At 71.2% G+C, this 18,521-nt stretch carries 17 protein-coding genes; 13 read left to right on the top strand and 4 right to left on the bottom strand.

Annotated features, from left to right (window positions below):
- The first annotated feature begins 94 nt into the window (after positions 1-94).
- The 9 genes from P8934_RS08735 (at position 95) to P8934_RS08695 (ending at position 9,601) form a co-directional block, all read left to right on the top strand.
- Positions 95-1,405, top strand: coding sequence for a DEAD/DEAH box helicase (locus P8934_RS08735; protein WP_278033837.1), 1,311 nt, complete (start codon positions 95-97; stop codon positions 1,403-1,405).
- A gap of 89 nt (positions 1,406-1,494) precedes the next feature.
- Positions 1,495-1,995: a hypothetical protein gene (locus P8934_RS08730; protein WP_278033836.1), complete on the top strand. Its 501-nt coding sequence runs from the start codon at positions 1,495-1,497 to the stop codon at positions 1,993-1,995.
- 7 nt (positions 1,996-2,002) lie between these two features.
- Positions 2,003-2,557, top strand: coding sequence for a hypothetical protein (locus P8934_RS08725; RefSeq protein ID WP_278033835.1), 555 nt, complete (start codon positions 2,003-2,005; stop codon positions 2,555-2,557).
- On the top strand, positions 2,541-3,764 hold the full coding sequence (locus tag P8934_RS08720) for an MFS transporter (protein WP_278033834.1): 1,224 nt from the start codon (positions 2,541-2,543) through the stop codon (positions 3,762-3,764). The genes P8934_RS08725 and P8934_RS08720 overlap by 17 nt, the downstream gene beginning before the upstream one ends.
- Before the next feature lie 35 nt (positions 3,765-3,799).
- Complete coding sequence (locus P8934_RS08715) at positions 3,800-4,531, top strand: ABC transporter ATP-binding protein (protein ID WP_278033833.1); 732 nt, start codon at positions 3,800-3,802, stop codon at positions 4,529-4,531.
- A gap of 4 nt (positions 4,532-4,535) precedes the next feature.
- A complete protein-coding gene (locus P8934_RS08710) occupies positions 4,536-6,899 on the top strand; it encodes an ABC transporter permease (protein ID WP_278033832.1) in 2,364 nt (787 codons plus the stop codon).
- A 27-nt stretch (positions 6,900-6,926) separates the two neighbouring features.
- Positions 6,927-8,135, top strand: a complete 1,209-nt coding sequence (locus P8934_RS08705; RefSeq protein WP_278033831.1) for an efflux RND transporter periplasmic adaptor subunit — start codon at positions 6,927-6,929, stop codon at positions 8,133-8,135.
- Positions 8,136-8,220: 85 nt separating this feature from the next.
- A complete protein-coding gene (locus P8934_RS08700) occupies positions 8,221-9,273 on the top strand; it encodes an asparaginase (RefSeq protein WP_278033830.1) in 1,053 nt (350 codons plus the stop codon).
- A gap of 91 nt (positions 9,274-9,364) precedes the next feature.
- Complete coding sequence (locus tag P8934_RS08695; protein WP_133634896.1) at positions 9,365-9,601, top strand: DUF2789 domain-containing protein; 237 nt, start codon at positions 9,365-9,367, stop codon at positions 9,599-9,601.
- Positions 9,602-9,618: 17 nt separating this feature from the next.
- On the opposite strand, the gene P8934_RS08690 is transcribed toward P8934_RS08695, so the two are convergent.
- From P8934_RS08690 to yegQ, 3 genes are all read right to left on the bottom strand, one after another.
- Positions 9,619-9,774: a hypothetical protein gene (locus P8934_RS08690; protein ID WP_278033829.1), complete on the bottom strand. Its 156-nt coding sequence runs from the start codon at positions 9,772-9,774 to the stop codon at positions 9,619-9,621.
- A gap of 109 nt (positions 9,775-9,883) precedes the next feature.
- Entirely contained in the window at positions 9,884-10,294 is a 411-nt protein-coding gene (locus P8934_RS08685) for an SRPBCC family protein (protein WP_250058939.1), read from the bottom strand.
- Positions 10,295-10,368: 74 nt separating this feature from the next.
- A complete protein-coding gene (gene yegQ, locus P8934_RS08680) occupies positions 10,369-11,805 on the bottom strand; it encodes a tRNA 5-hydroxyuridine modification protein YegQ (protein WP_278033828.1) in 1,437 nt (478 codons plus the stop codon).
- Positions 11,806-12,011: 206 nt separating this feature from the next.
- Between yegQ and queC the strand changes: the two genes are divergently transcribed.
- The 4 genes from queC to P8934_RS08660 are packed head-to-tail and all read left to right on the top strand — an operon-like array spanning position 12,012 to position 14,504.
- Positions 12,012-12,725: a 7-cyano-7-deazaguanine synthase QueC gene (gene queC / locus P8934_RS08675; RefSeq protein ID WP_278033827.1), complete on the top strand. Its 714-nt coding sequence runs from the start codon at positions 12,012-12,014 to the stop codon at positions 12,723-12,725.
- Positions 12,725-13,393, top strand: a complete 669-nt coding sequence (gene queE, locus P8934_RS08670) for a 7-carboxy-7-deazaguanine synthase (protein WP_278033826.1) — start codon at positions 12,725-12,727, stop codon at positions 13,391-13,393. The genes queC and queE overlap by 1 nt, the downstream gene beginning before the upstream one ends.
- Positions 13,393-14,238 (top strand): 6-carboxytetrahydropterin synthase, encoded by an 846-nt coding sequence (locus P8934_RS08665; protein WP_278033825.1) that lies wholly within the window; start codon positions 13,393-13,395, stop codon positions 14,236-14,238. Before queE ends, P8934_RS08665 begins: the two co-directional genes overlap by 1 nt.
- Positions 14,235-14,504: a YkgJ family cysteine cluster protein gene (locus tag P8934_RS08660; RefSeq protein WP_278033824.1), complete on the top strand. Its 270-nt coding sequence runs from the start codon at positions 14,235-14,237 to the stop codon at positions 14,502-14,504. Before P8934_RS08665 ends, P8934_RS08660 begins: the two co-directional genes overlap by 4 nt.
- 70 nt (positions 14,505-14,574) lie before the next feature.
- On the opposite strand, the gene P8934_RS08655 is transcribed toward P8934_RS08660, so the two are convergent.
- The gene (locus P8934_RS08655) at positions 14,575-18,489 is read right to left on the bottom strand and encodes an AAA family ATPase (RefSeq protein ID WP_278033823.1); all 3,915 of its coding nucleotides are present in this window, start codon (positions 18,487-18,489) and stop codon (positions 14,575-14,577) included.
- Positions 18,490-18,521: the final 32 nt, after the last annotated feature.

Raw genomic sequence — 18,521 nt, 5'->3', positions numbered from 1 at the left:
CCTGCCGCGCCAGATTCCTTTTACACGCCTCGGCCCGGGACTGACCACGTCGACCATCGACGCGGCGCGACCGGGGCGTCTCTGCGGAGACCGCATGACCTTTTCCGACCTCGGCCTGCGTGCCGAACTGCTCCGTGCCGTCGAGGCACAGGGCTATACCACCCCGACCCCGATCCAGCTCAAGGCGATTCCCGCCGTCCTCCAGGGCGGTGACCTGCTGGCCAGCGCCCAGACCGGCACCGGCAAGACCGCCGGCTTCACCCTGCCGATGCTGCAGCGCCTGGCCGGCGGCCCGCGCCCGGCCAAGCGCCAGGTCCGCGCCCTGGTGCTGACCCCGACCCGCGAGCTCGCCGCCCAGGTCGGCGAGAGCGTGGCCGACTATGGCCGCCACCTGACCCTGAAGAGCCACGTGATCTTCGGCGGCGTCGGCCAGCAGCCCCAGGTGGACGCCATCCGCGCCGGCCTCGATGTGCTGGTCGCCACCCCCGGGCGCCTGCTGGACCTGCAGCAACAGAAGCACGTGGACCTGTCGAAGGTCGAGATCCTGGTGCTCGACGAGGCCGACCGCATGCTCGACATGGGCTTCATCCACGACATCAAGAAGATCCTGCGGGTGCTGCCCGAGAAGCGCCAGAACCTGCTGTTCTCGGCGACCTTCTCCAACGAGATCCAGGCGCTGGCGGGCAAGCTGCTCGACGACCCGGCGATGATCGAGGTCGCCCGACGCAACACCACCGCCGAACTCGTCGACCAGGCGATCTACCGCGTCGACCGCGAGAAGAAGCGCGAGCTGCTGGCCCACCTGATCACCGAGCACGACTGGCAGCAGGTGCTGGTCTTCACCCGCACCAAGCACGGCGCCAACCGCCTGGCCGAGCAGCTCTCCAAGCAGGACATCCCGGCCATGGCGATCCATGGCAACAAGAGCCAGTCGGCCCGCACCAAGGCGCTGGCCGCCTTCAAGACCGGCGATCTTCAGGTGCTGGTGGCCACCGACATCGCGGCCCGCGGCCTGGATATCGAGGAACTGCCCCACGTGGTCAACTTCGAGCTGCCCAATGTGGCCGAGGACTATGTCCACCGCATCGGCCGCACCGGCCGGGCCGGCAGCGAGGGCCAGGCGGTCTCCCTGGTCTGCGTCGACGAGCACGGCCTGCTCAAGGGCATCGAGCGGCTGATCAAGCGCGACCTGGAAAAGCGCATCGAGCCGGGCTTCGAGCCGGACCCCAATGCCAGGCCGGAGCCCATCGAGAACGGCCGCGGCAAGCGAGGAGGAGGCGGCCGTAACAGCGGCCAGGGCCAGCGACGCCAGGGCCAGGCCGCGGGCCAGCGCCGCGGTGGCGACGAGGCCCGTGCCCCGCGCCGCCGCCGCGGTGGCGGCGGTTCGGGCTCTCGCCAGGCCTGAGCCCCGTGACTGGCGGGCTGCATCGGAATGTGCGAATGTAGCCCGCTGATCCCCCTTACCCCTACCACCGTCCAAGACAGGGCGCTTCCATGGATGAAAAGAACCTCGTCACCTCTTATCGGCGCTGGCTGACCTTCCAGCAGCAGGCCCGACTGGACCGTGAACACCACGGCGCCCGTCAACGGCTCGAGGAGTCGCAGGCCTCGGCGACGCGCATGACCGAGGCCTACCGCAGCATGGCCGCCAAGGGCGCCAGCGAAGGCGCCAGCTACCGCACCCTCTTCCTGCGTGACCACGGCGACACGGCGCTGGCCTGCGAGGGCTGGCTGTTCGTGCGACGGGTGCTGGCGGAGGGCGGCTCGACCCGCGTGCGTGCCACCCTGCTGACTACCTTCACCCTCGAGGAGGGCCGCATCGAGCCCGGCACCCATCCGGCCGAGAAGGTCACCCTGGAGATCTTCGACCAGTTGAACATCGACCGCGGCATGAGCAGCGTGGTGCGGGTCGACCGCATCGACGGCGACCGCGACACCCGCTTCATCACCCTGCTCGACGCGGTGCGAGGCGACCTGCGCCGCCACATGCGGTGAGCGCGGCATGCTGAAGACGCTGTTCGGCAGGTCCCCCGTGGAGGTCTGGGTCATCAAGCAGGTCGATGATGGCCTGCTGCACCTGTGCGGCCAGGGCATCCTCGAGAGCCGGGAAAAACGCAAGGCCGTGCTCGCGGCCCTGGCGCAGGGGCGGTACCAGGGCGCCGTGCGCCTGGCCGGCGGCGGCCTGGTGCTCAACGCCCGGCTCTTCGCCGCCCTGGTGCCGCTGGACGACCTGACGCTGACCGACGACGGCCAGGCCCACTGGCAGGGCCGCCTGTGGCGCGTCTCCCAGGTGCCGCAACGCTGCTGGGGCTTCGACGGCAGACTGGTCGCCCAGCAAGGGGTCAACCTCGGCGGCCTGGGCCTGGTCAGCGCCGAGGATGTCTCCGGCATCCGCCGGCGCGTGGACCCTGACACCCCGCAGCCGCCCGGCGAGGTCACCTTCCGCGCGGTCAACGAGCTCGAGGACCACCCCCTGATCGCCGAGCCCCGTGACGAGCGTCGCCCCGTGCGCCCGGCGAGCCGTCGCGAGTGGCGTCATCATGACGAACGGCACTGAGGCGACCCGGCCCGCTGCCCGCCAGCTGGCGCTGTTCATCGGCCTGATGGTGCTGGTGGGGCTCAACCTGCGCCCCGCCCTCTCCACCCTGGCACCGCTGCTCACCCGCATCCAGCAGGAGACCGGCCTCTCGGCGCTGGCCATCGGCGCCCTGACCACCCTGCCGGTGCTCTGCCTGGGCATCTTCGCCCCGCTGGCCCCCTGGCTGGCCAAGCGCTTCGGCCCCGAGAACACCCTGGCCGCCGCCCTGCTGCTGCTGGCCGGCGGCCTGCTGCTGCGCGGCGTGCCGGCCGTCGTGGCGCTGTTCGGCGGCACCCTGATGGTCGGCGCCGCCATCGGCGTGGCCGGCACCCTGCTGCCGGCGCTGGTCAAGCGCGAGCTGCCGGCCGGCGCCGACCTGATGACCGGCGTCTACACAATGGCCCTCTGCCTCGGTGGCGCGCTGGGCGCGGGGCTGAGCATCCCCCTGGCCGACGCCCTGGGGAGCTGGTCGGCCGGGCTCGCCAGCTGGGCCCTGCTGGCGCTGGTGGCCCTGGTGGCCTGGCGGGTGCTGATGCCGCGCCATGACGCCACCGCGGCCCTCCCCGGCGGGGCCGGCTCCACCCGGGAGCTGCTGGGCCAGCCGCTGGCCTGGCAGGTGATGCTGTTCATGGGCAGCCAGTCGTCGCTGGCCTACATCGTCTTCGGCTGGCTGCCCACCCTGCTGGTGGCCCGCGGCTACAGCGAGGCCGAGGCCGGCTGGATGATGGGCGCCTCGGTGATGGTGCAGCTGCTCTCCGCCCTCTCGGCGCCCTGGCTGGCACGCCTGGGCCGTGACCAGCGGCCTGCCCTGCTGATCGTGCTGGGCATGGTCGCCGCCGGCTTCTGGCTGCTGCTGCAGGCGCCGACGATCTGGCGCTGGCCCGGCGTGGTGCTGCTGGGGCTCGGCCAGGGCGGCGGCTTCAGCCTCGCCCTCACCCTGATCGTGCTGCGCACCGCCAGCTCACGCCTGGCCGGCAAGCTCTCGGGGCTGGTCCAGGGAGGCGGCTACACCCTGGCCGCCATGGGACCGCTGGCGGTGGGCGTGATGCTGCAGCTCGAGGTGGGACTGGCGTCGGTGACCCGCGTGCTGCTGGGCATCATCGCCGTCAGCATGGGCTTCGCCCTGCTCGCTGGCCGCAACCGCCGCCTGGAGGTCGACGACGCGGGATCGCTGGTCACCCGCTAGACTCGGAGCAGGGGGAAGGAGGGGATGCCCGGCGGATGGACAACGACAAGGACGAGGTCTTCACGACGCGGGGACTGACTCGCCTCTACCGCATGGGCGAGGTCACCATCCGGGCGCTGCAGGGCGTCGACCTGGCGCTCTACCGCGGCGAGCTCACCGTCATGCTCGGCGCCTCGGGCTCCGGCAAGTCCACCCTGCTCAACATCCTCGGTGGCCTCGACAGCCCCAGCGGCGGCGAGGTGCACTATCGCGACAGGGCCGGGCAGGCCCACGACCTGACCCGCGCGACCCAGCGCCAGCTGACCCGCTTCCGTCGCCACCACGTGGGCTTCGTCTTCCAGTTCTACAACCTGATCTCGAGCCTCACCGCCCGGGAGAACGTGGCCATCGTCACCGACATCAGCCGCGACCCCATGCCCCCCGAGGCCGCCCTGGCCCTGGTCGGCCTCGCCGAACGCCTCGACCACTTCCCCTCCCAGCTCTCCGGCGGCGAGCAGCAGCGCGTGGCCATCGCCCGGGCCGTGGCCAAGCAGCCCGACGTGCTGCTCTGCGACGAGCCCACCGGCGCCCTGGACTTCCGCACCGGCATCCGCGTACTGGAGGTGCTCGAGCACGTCAACCGCGAGACCGGCACCACGGTGGCGATCATTACCCACAACGAGGTGATCGGCGAGATGGCCGACCGCATCATCCGCCTGCGCGACGGCCGGGTGGACGAGATCCACGCCAACGCCCGCCGCCGTTCGCCCGGTGAGCTGCGCTGGTGATGCCATGCTGACCCTGGACCGCAAGCTCCATCGCGACCTCTGGCGCCTCAAGGGCCAGGCCCTGGCCATCGCCGTGGTGATCGCCGGCGGGGTGATGACGCTGATCCTTGCCGTCACCACCCTGGAGGCGCTGACGGGCTCCCGTGACCGCTTCTATGCCAGTCACCACTTCGCCGAGGTGTTCGCCGACGTCAAGCGCGCCCCCGCGGGGCTGATGCCCCGGCTACAGGAGATCGAGGGGGTCAACCGGATCGAGCCCCGGGTCAGGGCTGCGGTGCGACTGGCCGTGCCCGGCTTCGCCGACCCCGTCCGTGGCCTGCTGGTGTCGATTCCCGACGGTCGCCAGCCGACGCTCAACCGCCTGAAGCTCCTCGCCGGCGCCCTGCCGGAGGCTGGCCGCGACGACCAGGTGGTGGTCAGCGACGCCTTCGCCGAGGCGCACGACCTGGCGCCGGGCGATACCCTCGAGGCGATCATCGACGGTCGCCAGACGCGGCTTCGGCTCTCCGGCATCGCCCTGAGCCCGGAGCACCTCTACCAGGCCGCCCCTAGCGACCTGATGCCGGACTACCGCCGCTATGCCGTGCTGTGGATGAACGAGCGCGCCCTGGCCAACGCCTACGACATGGAGGGGGCCTTCAACAGCCTGAGCCTGACCCTCCAGACCGAAGCCCGCCGGGAGGACGTGATCGACGCCCTGGACCTGGCCCTGGCCCGCTACGGCGGTACCGGCGCCCAGACCCGCCACGACCAGCAGTCCCACCGCTTCCTCGAGGAGGAGCTGGCCCAGCAGCGCATGATGGCCACCGTGCTGCCGGCCATCTTCCTCTCGGTCTCGGCCTTCCTGCTCAACGTGGTGATGGGGCGCATCATCCAGACCCAGCGCGAGCAGCTCGCCGTGCTGAAGGCGTTCGGCTATCGCGACGTGGAGCTGGCCCGCCACTACGCCCTGCTGGCCGGCGCCATCGTGCTGGCCGGCTGGGTGCTGGGCGTCACCCTCGGCGCCTGGGCCGCCAGCGGGATGGCCAGCCTCTACCGCGAGTACTTCCGCTTTCCCGAGATGGTCTTCCGGGTGCCGGCCTGGGCCCTGGCCCTGTCACTCGGCGTGGTGCTCCTGGCCGCACTGGCCGGCACCTGGCAGGCGGTGTGGCGGGCGGTCAGCCGCCCGCCAGCCGAGGCCATGCGCCCGCCGGCGCCCGCGCGGTTCCGCAAAAGCTGGCTCGAACGGGCGCTGCCGGCCGCCCTGCTCGGCCACGAGGGACGCATCATCCTGCGCAACCTCGCACGCCACCCGGCCAGGGCCGGCCTCTCGGTGGCCGGCATCGCCCTCTCCTGCGGGCTGCTGATGGTGGGCGCCTACCAGCTCGATGCCGTGGAGGCGATGCTCGACCAGCAGTATCGCAACGTGCTGCGCATGGACGTCGAGCTCACCTTCGTCGATGCCACCCCGGCACGGGCCGTCGGCGAGCTTCGCCACCAGCCCGGCGTGATGGCGGTGGAACCCTGGCGCCGGGTGCCCGCCACCCTGGTCCATGGTCACCGCGAGGTCCGCACCAGCCTGCTGGGCCTGGAACCCATGCCGCAGCTGCGCCAGTTGCTCGACGCCGACGGCCATGCCAGGCGGCTGCCCGAAGCGGGCCTGACCCTGACCCGCCACCTCGCCGGGGAACTCGACGCCCGCCTCGGCGACACCCTGGAGGTGGCGATCATGGAAGGCCGGCGTCGCCGGGTCGGCCTGCCGCTGGTGGCCCTGGTGGACGAGCCCCTGGGCACGGGCGCCTACCTGCGCCGGGAGCGCCTCAACGCCCTGATGGGCGAGGGGCCTGCCATCAGCGGGGCCTGGCTGCTGGTCGACCCCGGACGCATGGACGAGCTCAATGCCGCCCTGTGGGCCATGCCGGGCGTCGCCGCCATCGGGCTGCTCGCCGAGGCCGAACGCGGCATCCGCGACTATCTCGACGAGACGCTGCTGATGGTCGCCCTGATCTTCGTCACCGTCGCCGGCTCGATCGCCTTCGGGGTGGTCTACAACGATGCGCGTATCGCCCTTGCCGAACGCGCCCGGGAGCTGGCCACCCTGCAGGTGCTGGGCTACACCCGGGCCGAGGTGTCGCGCATCCTGCTCGGCGAGATCGCCCTGCTGACGCTGGTCGCCATCCCGCTGGGCTGGGCCATCGGCATCGCCTTTGCCCGGCTGCTCAACCAGGCCTTCAGCAGCGACCTCTACCGGATACCGCTGGTCTTCACGCCCCAGGCCTTCGGCATCGCCGCTGGCGGGGTGCTGGGCGCCTCGCTGCTGGTGGGCCTGCTGGTGGTCCGCCGCCTGGGCCGTCTCGACAAAATCCGCGTGCTCAAGGCCGTGGAGTGACCCGCACCGCACCACAGGAGAGCCTTCATGACATCACGCCAGCGCTGGACCCGACGCCTGCTGTGGACCGCCATGGGGCTGGCCCTGGTCATGGCACTGGCCTGGGCTCTACGCCCGGCCCCGGTGCCCGTCAGCGTGGTACCGGTGAGTGTCGGGCCCTTCGTCGACTCGATCACCGAGGAGGGTCGTACGCGGCTGCGCGACACCTGGAACGTCTCGGTGCCCATCGCCGGCTATCTCCAACGGGTGCTGCTCGAGGTGGGCGACGAGGTCGAGCGGGGCCAGGTGCTGTTTCGCCTCGAACCCAGCCCGGCCCCGGCCCTCGACCCGCGCTCCCGCCAGCAGGCCGAGGACGCGCTGCGGGCCGCCGAGGCGCGGCTCGGGGCGGCCCGCGCCAACCTGGAGACCGCCCGGGCCGAGCGCCGCTTCGCCGAGGCGGAGTACGAACGCTACCGCCAGCTCCACCAGCGCAACCTGGTCTCCACCACCGAACTGGAGCAGCGCCAGAGCCAGCGTGACCGCCAGCGCGCCCTGGAGCGGGCCGCCGCGTCCAGCGTCGAGGCGGCGAGCTTCGAGCTGGAAAGTGCCCGGGCCGTGCTGGCGGTGGCCAGCGGCCAGCGTGGCGACATCGAGCACCCGGAGCTCGAGGTGCGCGCCCCGATCGATGGCGTGGTGCTGGGCCGCTATCGCTGTTGCGAGGGGAGCGTGGCCGCCGGGGCCCCGATCCTGGAGCTCGGCCGCCTCGACGACCTGGAGATCCAGGTGGACCTGCTCTCCATGGACGCCGTGCGCCTGCGCCCGGGAATGGCAGTGCGCATCACCGGCTGGGGCGGCGAGCCCCTGGCGGGGAGCGTCCGGCGCATCGAGCCCGCCGGCTTCACCCGCATCTCCGCGCTCGGCGTCGACGAGCAGCGCGTGCCGGTGATCGTCGACTTCGACGCGGCGGTCGATCCCGCCGCCCTGGGGCTGGGCAGCGGCTTCCGGGTCGACGTCGAGTTCCTGGTCTGGCAGGCCGAGGAGATCCTGCAGCTGCCCACCGGCGCGCTATTCCGCGAGGCCGGCCAGTGGACGGTGTTCGTGGTCGAGGACGGGCATGCCATCAGCCGTCGGGTCGCGATCGGCCGGCGCAGCGGCCTGGCCACCCAGGTCGTCGCTGGCCTCGAGCAGGGCGAGCGGGTCATCCTCCATCCCGGCGAGCGGGTGGCGAATGGCGTGCGGGTCCGCCCGGACGCCTGAGGGCCGTGGCGCCGCCTTGCCCCCTCGCGAGGCACCGGTATCATGGCGCCATCGCGTTTCCCATCCGCCGCCGACAGGAGCCCCCATGCCCACCCCGGTTTCCGCAGACTCTCCCGTGCTGGTGATCTACACCGGCGGCACCCTGGGCATGGTCGAGACCGCCCGCGGCCTGGCTCCGGCTGGCCACATCGAGGAGCGCCTGCGGCGCGCCCTGGCCAGCCTGCCGCCGGGTCGTCAAGCGAGCCTGCCGGCCTTCGAGGTGCTCGAGATCGACCGCCCCATCGACTCCAGCAGTGCCACGCCCGATGACTGGCAACGGCTCGCCGCCCTGGTGGCGCAGCACTACCGGCAGCATGCCGGTGTCGTCATCCTCCACGGCACCGACACCCTGGCCTGGACGGCCTCGAGCCTGGCCTTCCAGCTACCGGGACTGGATCGCCCGGTGATCCTCACCGGGGCCATGCGCCCCCTGGAGGCCGAGGAAAGCGATGCCGCGGCCAACGTCGAGGACGCCCTGCGCTTCGCGGTCACCCCGCGCCTTCAGGAGGTGGCGATCTGCTTCGCCGGCCGCCTGCTGCGAGGCTGCCGCACCCGCAAGTGGCGGACCCGGGAGACCGACGCCTTCACCAGCCCCAACCAGCCGCTGCTCGGCGAGCGAGTCGACGACGAGGTCGTGCTCTATCCGGGGCGCGGCCTGGCGGATCACCAGCGGGGCGCCCCGCGCTTCGAGCTGGCCGACTATGCGCCGCTGGCGGCGGGGGGTGTCGTGCGCCTGGCCCTCTGGCCCGGCATCCAGGCCTGGCAACTGGAGGCCTGGCTACGCGACGACCGGGTCAGGGGCGCCGTGCTGGAGGTGTGGGGAGGCGGCAACCTGCCCGACGACCCGGCGCTGGCCGGGGCGCTCGCCCGCGCCAGCGGCGAGGGCAAGCTGCTGACGGCCCTCAGCCAGTGTCCCCATGGCCCGGTGGCGTTCGGTGCCTACGCCGCCGGTCAGGGGCTGGCCGAGGCGGGGGTGCTCTCGGCGGATGACATGACCCCGGAGGCCACCTTCACCAAGCTGGTCCACCTGCTGGCCCTTCCGCTCCGGGAGGAGGAGCGGCGACGGCGCTTTCTCACCCCGCTCGCCGGCGAGCGATGAGGCGTCGACGGCAGCGTTGACGGGCGTCAAGCACGATACCCCGGAAGTCGCTAAGGTGGGGGTATCCCGACAGGACAGCAGGAGTCGCGCCATGGAACACCCCGACCACCCCTTCACCGAACTCTTCGAGCAGCTCGGCCTCGCCTCGGACCCCGCGGCCATCAAGCGCTTCATCGACCGCCATGCCCCCCTTCCCGAGGATGTCGCCCTGCCCGATGCGCCCTGCTGGAACGAGGGCCAGGCGGAGTTCCTGCGCGAGGCCCTGGAGGAAGATGCCGACTGGGCCGAGGTGGTCGACCACCTCAACACCTCGCTGCGCAAGGGCTGAGCCGGCGGCCATGGTCGTCAGGCAGGCGGAGAGGCCCCGCCATGGGGATCCTCGGAGGGAGAGAGCTCTTCCGGGGGCAGGCGTGGCATGGACGCCACGCGTCGATCCACCAGGTGCAGCAGCCAGAGCTGCCCCGCCAGGACGACAAGACACCAGAGCAGGCCAGTGATCATGGAAGGATCCTCGCGCAGGCCGACGGCCTGAGTCCCCCCATCATAGCCCTGGCACCGGGCGGCGGTAAGATAGGCCGCTAATTGATTTTGTCGATCGCTGCCGCCGGATTCATAGCCGCGCCTCGACCCGCTCCAGGATCTGGCGGCTGACCTTGCCGACCAGGGGTCGAGCCGCCCGGTTGACGGCCTTCTCCAGCAGGCGATTGCGGATGGCGTAGGTCAGGGTCAGGGCCACCTCGGTGCCCCCCGCCACGGGCGTGAGGCGATAGCACCCGCGGTTGTGCACCCCGTCCAGCGATTCCCAGGCCAGCACCTCCGGGGCTCGGGCCTCGGTGATCGCCACGTCGAAGGTCCAGTCCATGCCCACCGCATGGACGTGCCAGCGATAGCGGTCCTCCCCCAGCGGCTCGATAGCCTGGATCAGGTCGGAGTAGTCGGCAAAGTCCTCGACCCGCTCGAGCAGGGCGAAGACCCGCTCGGGGGATGCCTTGAGAATCGCGCTGTGTTCGATGGTGGCCATGCCGCTCCCTGTTCGACGAACAATCGATGCCTACCATGTCGCCGGTGGCCGTGGATGTCCAGCCACCACCCGGCTCAGAGGTCGCGCATCAGCAGCGCGAACTCGATCCGCTCCGGCGCGATCGCCTCCCCGGGGACCGGGATGCGCACCACGTGGCCGGAACCGGGCGCGGCGCCCACGGATTCGCCGCGGCGGTTCTCGATATGCTCGAGCACGAAGCGACGGTTGCCGCCGGGCAGCATCAGCTCCATGGAATCCTTCACCTCGAAGCGGTTCTTGACGTCGACCTCGAGCACGCCGCGGTCCGGATCGTAGCCGATCACCTCGCCGACGAACTGCTGGTGCACCCCCACCGAGTTGCCCTGCTCGTAGTTCTGGTACTCGTCGTGGACGTGGCGGCGATAGAAGCCCTCCGTATAGCCGCGGTTGGCAAGGTTGTCGAGCTCGTCCATCAGGCGCATGTCGAAGGGGCGGCCGGCCACGGCGTCGTCGATGGCGCGGCGGTAGACCTGGGCGGTGCGCGCCACGTAGTAGTGGGACTTGGTGCGCCCCTCGATCTTCAGCGAGGTGACGCCCATCTCGGTGAGCCTGGGGACATGCTGCACGGCGCGCAGGTCCTTGGAGTTCATGATGTAGGTGCCGTGCTCGTCCTCGAACACCGGCATCAGCTCGCCCGGGCGGGTGCGATCCTCGATCAGCGCCGAGAGTTCGTCCTGGCCCTCCACGCCACCTGCGGTAGCGGTGCTTGCCGTCGCCTCGACCCGCTGGGCACTGCCGCCCCCGGAGGCAATCAGGCCGCCCTGCTGCCCTCCGTCCTGGGGCGTCCAGATGCCACTGCCGGCATGGGCGCGGGCCGAGTTGGCCGGCACCAGGTCGCCGGTCTCGTCGTGGGCGGCGGCCACGGTGTTGTACTTCCAGCGGCAGGCGTTGGTGCAGGTGCCCTGGTTGGGGTCACGGTGGTTGAAGTAGCCGGAGAGCAGGCAGCGGCCGGAATAGGCAATGCACAGCGCGCCGTGGACGAAGGTTTCGATCTCCAGGTCGGGACACTCGGCGCGGATCTCGGCGATCTCGGCGAGCGACAGCTCACGCGACAGGATGATGCGGCTGATGCCCTGCTGCTGCCAGAAACGCGCCGCCGCCCAGTTGACCACGTTGGACTGCACCGACAGGTGGATCACCTGGTCCGGCCAGCGCTCGCGGATCATCATGATCAGGCCCGGGTCGGACATGATCAGCGCATCCGGGCCGGCCTCGATCACCGGCTCCATGTCACGCAGGTAGGTCTTCAGCTTGCTGTTGTGCGGCGCGATGTTCGAGGCCACGTAGAACTGCTTGCCCCGCGCGTGGGCGTAGGCGATGCCCTTGTGCAGGTTGTCGATCTTGAAGTCGTTGTTGCGCACCCTCAGCGAGTAGCGCGGCTGGCCGGCATAGACCGCATCCGCGCCATAGGCGAAGGCGTAGCGCATGTTCTTGAACGTTCCCGCGGGGGAGAGCAGTTCGGGGGCTTGCATAGAAGGTCACCGTTGTCAGGACGATGGCGCACGTCGGCGCAGGGTGTGAAGGGGGCAAGATTATAGCAGGAGAAGGGCCGAGCGCCGAGCGCCGGAGACTGGAGTTCCCCGGGGCCGGCAGGTCACGTAGACTGTGGCCGTTTCCGGACCGGACCCCGGATCGCCGCGCAAGCGGCCCGACAAATTCTCCGACCAGAGTTCCCGCCATGAACGACGCTTCCACACCTGCCACCGTGGTGATCTACTCCGGCGGCATGGACTCCTATACCGTGCTGCACCGGGCCCTGCGCGAGCGGCGTGAGGTCCACGCCCTCTCCTTCGACTACGGCCAGCGCCACGCCCGCGAGCTCGAGGTGGCCGCGCGCGTCTGCCGCAAGCTCGGCGTGCCCCACCAGGTGGTGGACATCCGCGCGATCCATGGGCTGATCGACGCCTCGGCGCTCACCGACGCCCGCCGCGAGCTGCCCGAGGGCGACTACGCGGAGGACACCCTCACGGCCACCGTGGTGCCCAACCGCAACATGATCCTGTTGTCGCTGGCCATCGCCAAGGCGGTCAACATCGGCGCCGGACGGGTCGACTACGGCGCCCACGGCGGCGACCACGTGCTCTACCCGGACTGCCGCCCCGCGTTCGTCGAGGCGATGAATGCGGTGGCCGCCATCGCCAACTTCCAGGCCGTCGAGATCCACACGCCCTACCTGCGCGCCGGCAAGGCGGAGATCCTCGCCGAGGGGCTGGCCATGGGGCTCGACTACGCCGACACCTGGACCTGCTACCGGGGTGAGGAGCTTGCCTGCGGACGCTGCGGCAGCTGTCGCGAGCGCCTGGCCGCCTTCGCCGCCAACGACGCGACGGACCCCCTCGGCTATTGTCAGCGGCCCGACCCCGCCGCCGAACCGGCCAAGGGGAGCGAGTGATGTACCACGTCAAGGAGGCCTTCTACACCCTGCAGGGCGAGGGCAGCCAGGCGGGGCGCGCCAGCGTCTTCTGCCGTTTCTCGGGCTGCAACCTCTGGTCCGGCCGCGAGGCAGATCGCACCACTGCGGCCTGTCGCTTCTGTGACACCGACTTCGTCGGCACCGACGGCCAGCACGGTGGGCGCTTCAGCAGCGCCGAGGCACTAGCCAACCACCTGGCCGTGCTGTGGCCCGACCAGGACGGCCATAATGCGAGAGCCACCACCCCCTATGTGGTCTTTACCGGCGGTGAGCCGCTGCTGCAGCTCGACGAGGCGCTGATCCGCGAGATGCACGCCCGCGGCTTCGAGGTTGCCGTGGAGACCAACGGCACCCTGCCCGCCCCTGCCGGTATCGACTGGCTCTGCGTCAGCCCCAAGGGTAACAACGCCCTGGCAATCACCGCGGGCAACGAGCTGAAGCTGGTCCATCCCCAGGCCGACGCTCCGCCGACGCGCTTCACCCGGCTCGACTTCGACCACTTCTTCCTGCAGCCGATGGCTACCGGGCCGACCGTTCCCTCGGGCGACGCCCTGCCCGACACCATGGCCGAGACCGTGGCCTACTGCCTGGCCCACCCCCAGTGGCGGCTGTCGCTGCAGACCCACAAGATCGCGGGGATCGACTGATGACGCTCTTCGTCAACCGCCTTACCCACCTCGATGTCTCGCTATGGTGCCCGCAGCGGGGCCTGGTCGGCGCCAGCTGGCAGGTCGATGTCGAACTCGACGGCGAGCTCGGTGAGGACGGCATGCTGTTCGACTTCGGCGAGGTGAAGCCCTGGATCAAGTCGCGCCTGGATGGCGACCTCGACCATACCCTGCTGGTCCCCACCCGGGCCCCGGGGATAACGCTGCACGACTGCCGGGAGGGGCTCTGCGTGCGCAGCGAGCGACCCTACCCGCTGGAGGTGCGTGCCCCGCGCCAGGCGCTGAGCCTGCTGCCCTGGCGCGAGATCACCCCGGAGCGACTCGCCGGCCACCTGGCCACCGAGCTGATGCGCCGCCCGCCGCCGCGGGTCAGCGACATCCGCCTTAGGCTTCGCGAGGAGGCCATCGAGGGGCCCGCCTACAGCTACAGCCATGGCCTGAAGCAGCATGCCGGCAACTGCCAGCGCATCGCCCATGGCCACCGTTCGCGCCTGGAGGTCTGGCAACAGGGGCAGCGCGTCCCGGCCCTCGAGCAGCACTGGGCCGAGTGGCTGGCCGACCGCTACCTGGTGGACGAGGCGGATGTCGTCGACGACGACGCGCCCGGCTTCCGCGACCAGTTGAGCTGCCGCTACCACGCCGAGCAGGGCCACTTCTTCATCCGGCTGCCGCGCAGTCGCTGCGCAGTGCTGCCGACGCCGACCACGGTGGAACACATCGCCGCCTGGCTGGCCGGAGCCATCGCCCGGGAGAGCGGCCAGGCCACGCGGGTCCGGGCCTTCGAGGGCATCGACAAGGGCGCCATCGCCGAGGCCCGGCCATGACCGGCACGCCCACAGCCGAGGGCTGCCGTCCAGGGTGCGGCGCCTGCTGCATCGCGCCCTCGATCAGCTCGCCGATTCCCGGCATGCCCGACGGCAAGCCGGCGGGCGTACGCTGCGTGCAGCTCGATGACGCCAACCTCTGCCGGCTGTTCGGTGACCCGCGTCGCCCCGCGGTGTGCGCGCGGTTCGACTACGACCCCGAGCTGTGCGGCACGCGACGCGACGAGGCACTCCGGCGCATCGAGGCACTGGAACTGGCCACCTGAGCCCCGCCCTCCCAACCGCAACGGCGCCCCCATGGGCGCCGTTGTGCTCTGCGAATCGGCTATCGGGGCGTCAGGAAGAGAGGTCCGCGGCATGGGGCAGGCGGCGGTCGAGCAGGGTGCGCCAGCGCGTCAGCACCGGTGCATCGCTGTGGCTCACCTCGCCCAGCAGGGCGCGGAACTCCGACCGGGAGGCCTCGTCGCGGGGATCGATCAGGGTCAACCAGAGCTCCAGGGCGGCGAGCTGCTGGTGGAGGTTGCCGTCCTCCCGGGCCTGCAGCAGGGCCTGCTCGGCAAGGCTCTTGACCTCCTCGCGGGAGTGCCCCAGGCGATGGCGGACGCGCGCCAGGTGCACGGCCAGTTCGGGGACGAACAGGGTGGTGCGCTCGCGGGCGATCATCAGGCACTGGTCGAGGTAGTCCTCGGCCCGGGAAAGCTCCCCCAGGGCCAGGCAGGCATCGACGTACCACAGGGCCGGGCGCTGGTAGGGGTCACGCCCGGTCACCTCGGCCAGCTCCTCCTGGGCCGACTCGATCTGGCCCAGACCATCGCGGTCGCCGGCCAGAGCCCGCTGCCAGCCCAGCACGCTGCGCGAGGCCACCTGCCAGAGGTGCAGGTCGGGGGTGCCGGTCAGCTCGAAGGCACGCTCCGCCCGCATGGTGGCCAGGTGCACATGCCCCAGCTGGCGATAGAGGGCCGCGGCGTACATCAGCGCCATGGCCAGGCTCCCGGGGTGGCCGATCCGCTCGGCCAGCCGGATGGCCGATTCCACCTGCCGCTCGGCACGCTGGTAGTCGCCGCGCAGGCAGAGGGTCCAGCCCTGGAAGCAGGCGGCCGCGACCTGGGGGTGGTCGGAGAACGGCAGCCACTCGATCATCATCGGGGCGTTGAGCGGGTCGATCTCCTCCAGGTGGTCATAGGCCTGGGAGATGCGCCCGGCCCAGTACTCGCAGCTGGCCCGGGCGAAGTCGGCCAGGCGCCGGTAGCGCGGGTCCTCGAGGCGGTCGGCGAGGCCTGCCAGGCGCGAGGCCAGCGAGAAGGCATCGGCATGGGCATGACGCTGGCTGCAGCCGACCCACAGGCCCCACTGGACCAGGAAGGCCTGCTCCAGGTCGCCGGCGTCGTCCGGGCCAGCCTCCTCCTGGGCGAGAAGTTCCCGGGCCCGCACGAAGCTCTCGTGGGCGGTGGGCGAGCCGTGCCCCTCCAGGGCGAAGGCGGCCTGGCCACGCACGGTGAGCAGGCTGATCTCGCGCTCGGCCTGACCCTCGACGTGACGCAGGCTGGCCAGGCCGAAGTCGGCCATCTTGAGCGCCGTGCGGTTGGCGCTGACCTTGAGGGCCTCCCGCGCGGCCAGCTCGAAGTAGCGGGCGCCGCGGGCATAGTGGCCGCTGCGCCGCAGGTGGGTGGCGAAGTCGCCGGGATGGCGGCTGATCCACATCGGGAAGTGCTCCTCGATCAGGCTGACCACCTGACGGTGGATGCTCACCCGCACGTCCCGGGGGCAGGAGAGGTAGGCGGCTTCCTGCAGCAGCTGGTGGGTGAACTGGTATTCGCGCTCGCCCTCCTCGCCCTCGGCCGGCTCGATGATCTCCAGACGGCGCATCTGCTCCAGCGCCGGCGCCAGGCGGCTCATCTCCCAGCCACTGCACTCGGCCAGGAAGTCGAGGCGGAAGCGGCGTCCGAGCACCGCCGCCACATGGGCCACCTCGCGGTCGGCGTCGAGCTGGTCGATGCGGCTGGCCAGCAGCCCCAGCAGGCCGCGCGGCAGCTCGTCGAGCTGTACGCTGCGCCCCTCGCGGCGGTCCATGTCGACCCGGCGGCAGATCTCCTGGAGGTAGAGCGGGACGCCATCGCAACGCTCGATGATCTGGCCGCGCAGCCGCGGGCTGAGGTGGATGCGATAGCGGCGCGCCAGCTGGGAGAGCAGCCGGGAGGACTGCATGGCATCCAGCCGCCCCAGGGAGATCTGCTGGTCCCAGTGCAGCTTCGCCGGCAGCGCCTCGCGGCCATGGTGGCTGGCCACCAGCAGGAAGGGGCTGTTGATCGGCAGCCGCGCCTGGAGGCCTGCCAGCACCTTGAAAGAGGGCTCGTCGAGCCACTGCAGGTCATCGATCATCAGCACCAGGGTGCGCTCACGGGAGAGCTCGCGGATCAGGCGATGGATGAGTCCCACGACCAGCTCCACGGCCTCCCCGCTCTGGGCGAGCACCGCCATCTCGCGGGGCTCGCGCACGCCGAGGGCCTCCTCCAGCAGCAGGCGGTGTTCGGCGTCGGGCGCCTCGGCATCATCGGCGGCCAGCAGGCGCGACAGCGCCTCGGCGTCGATTCGCCCCCCCAGGTGCCAGCGCAGCAGCTGCCGGGCCACCCCATAGGGCTCCTGGACGGAGAGCCGCGTGGTGGGCTGCCAGCAGATCGCCGCCTCGCGGCTCTGCTCGAGCTGGCGGAAGCCCACCAGCAGCGCCGACTTGCCGAGCCCCGAGGGGCCCCGTACCAGCACGCTCTGGCGCAGGCCGATGCCGGCCCGGGCCAGGGCATCGCGCAGGGTGCGCAGGGAGCCCTCGCGCCCCACCAGACTGGGCGGAGGCGCCTCGCGCCCGCCCTCGTTGGTGCCGAGGACGAGGGCCCGCAGGCGCACCCGACCGTCGCTGGCCACCAGCCGCGTGGAGAGCCGTGGCTGGAGGTCGAGGGCCGGTGGCATGTGCTGGCTGGCGTCCTGGGAGATGACCAGCTCGCTGCCCTCGGCGGCGCTCATCAGGTCGAGGGAGCCCTGGGTCACCTGGCCGAGCGGGTCGACCAGGTGTCGCTCGGGGAGGTAGACCACCCGGCCGCTGTCCAGGCCGGCGGCCAGCTCGATGCGCGGCGGCTCGCCCTCGCCGCTCCAGTGGCGCTGGGACTCCTCGGGCAGCACGCGGCGACAGTGCTCGTAGAGCGCCACCAGCTCGGCCAGCTGGTGCGCCGGGCCATGGGTGCCGAAGCAGGCCAGGCCCAGGCCGCCGGTTGCCCCGGGCAGCCAGAAGCCGCCGAGGTGGTGGCACTGCTGCTCGAGCCAGCGCATCAGCTCGACCTGCAGTGCCAGGCAGGCCCGGGCATCGGCGCGGGCCGAGAGGTCGGCCTTGAGTCGCAGGCGAATGGCCATCACCGAGAGCTGGCGCTGCTCGATCTCGTCCTCGCGCAGGGGAGCGCTGTCCATGGCCAGGGTGCGCGAGAAGGCCCCGCTGGGGCCGAGGTGGGCGCCCTCGGCCTGGGCATCGGACCAGTAGCGGGCCAGCTGCAGGAAGGAAGGCTCCGGCTGCTGGCCGGAAAGCGCCAGCAGCTGCAGGTAGGCGTTGTACTGCTCGTGGGCGGCGGCCAGCTGGCCCTGCTCGGCCAGCTGGCGCACCAGGCGTTCATGGAAGGGCCCGTAGCCGGAAAAACGGCTGACCAGCGACTCCAGCACCCCATCCGGCAGCGGCTCCTGGCGCTCCAGGACGCTCTCGGCGAAGCGGATCACCCGCTGGCGCCACTCGTTGCGCACCTGGACCAGCCAGCGCTGGTACTCGGCACAGCTGGTGAGGTGCAGCTCCTCGGCGAGGTCGCCGCGGTAGCAGGCCAGCACCGCCTCGAGGGTGGCCACCTCGGCGGGGCCCTCGAGCAGCGTCTGCAGCCGGTGCATGTCAAAGTGCCAACGCTCCGGCAGACGGAAGGCGATGGTCTGGCGCGAGACCGACAGCACCCGCTCGGCCTCTTCGCCCAGGGACTGACGCAGGCAGTGCAAGGCGTGGCGCAGGTTGGTACGTCCCGACGACAGGCCCTGGTCGGGCCACAGCAGTTCGGCCAGGGTGGCGCGACTGACCGGCTGGTCGTGGAGCAGCAGGTAGACCAGCAGCGCCTTGACCTTGTCGTAACTGAACTGGGTCAGGACATCGTCGCCCAGACTCAGTGAAAAGTGGCCGAAGAGTGCCAGGTGGTCCCGGTCATTGTCGTGTACGTCGTCGGCAGCATCCCGCATGGTGATCATTCCTGCGTGGCGGAAGTGATGGC

The organism is Halomonas sp. CKK8 (genome assembly GCF_029625235.1).
Classification (GTDB): Bacteria; Pseudomonadota; Gammaproteobacteria; order Pseudomonadales; family Halomonadaceae; genus Halomonas; species Halomonas ventosae.
This window is presented reverse-complemented; position numbering and strand designations above follow the sequence as displayed.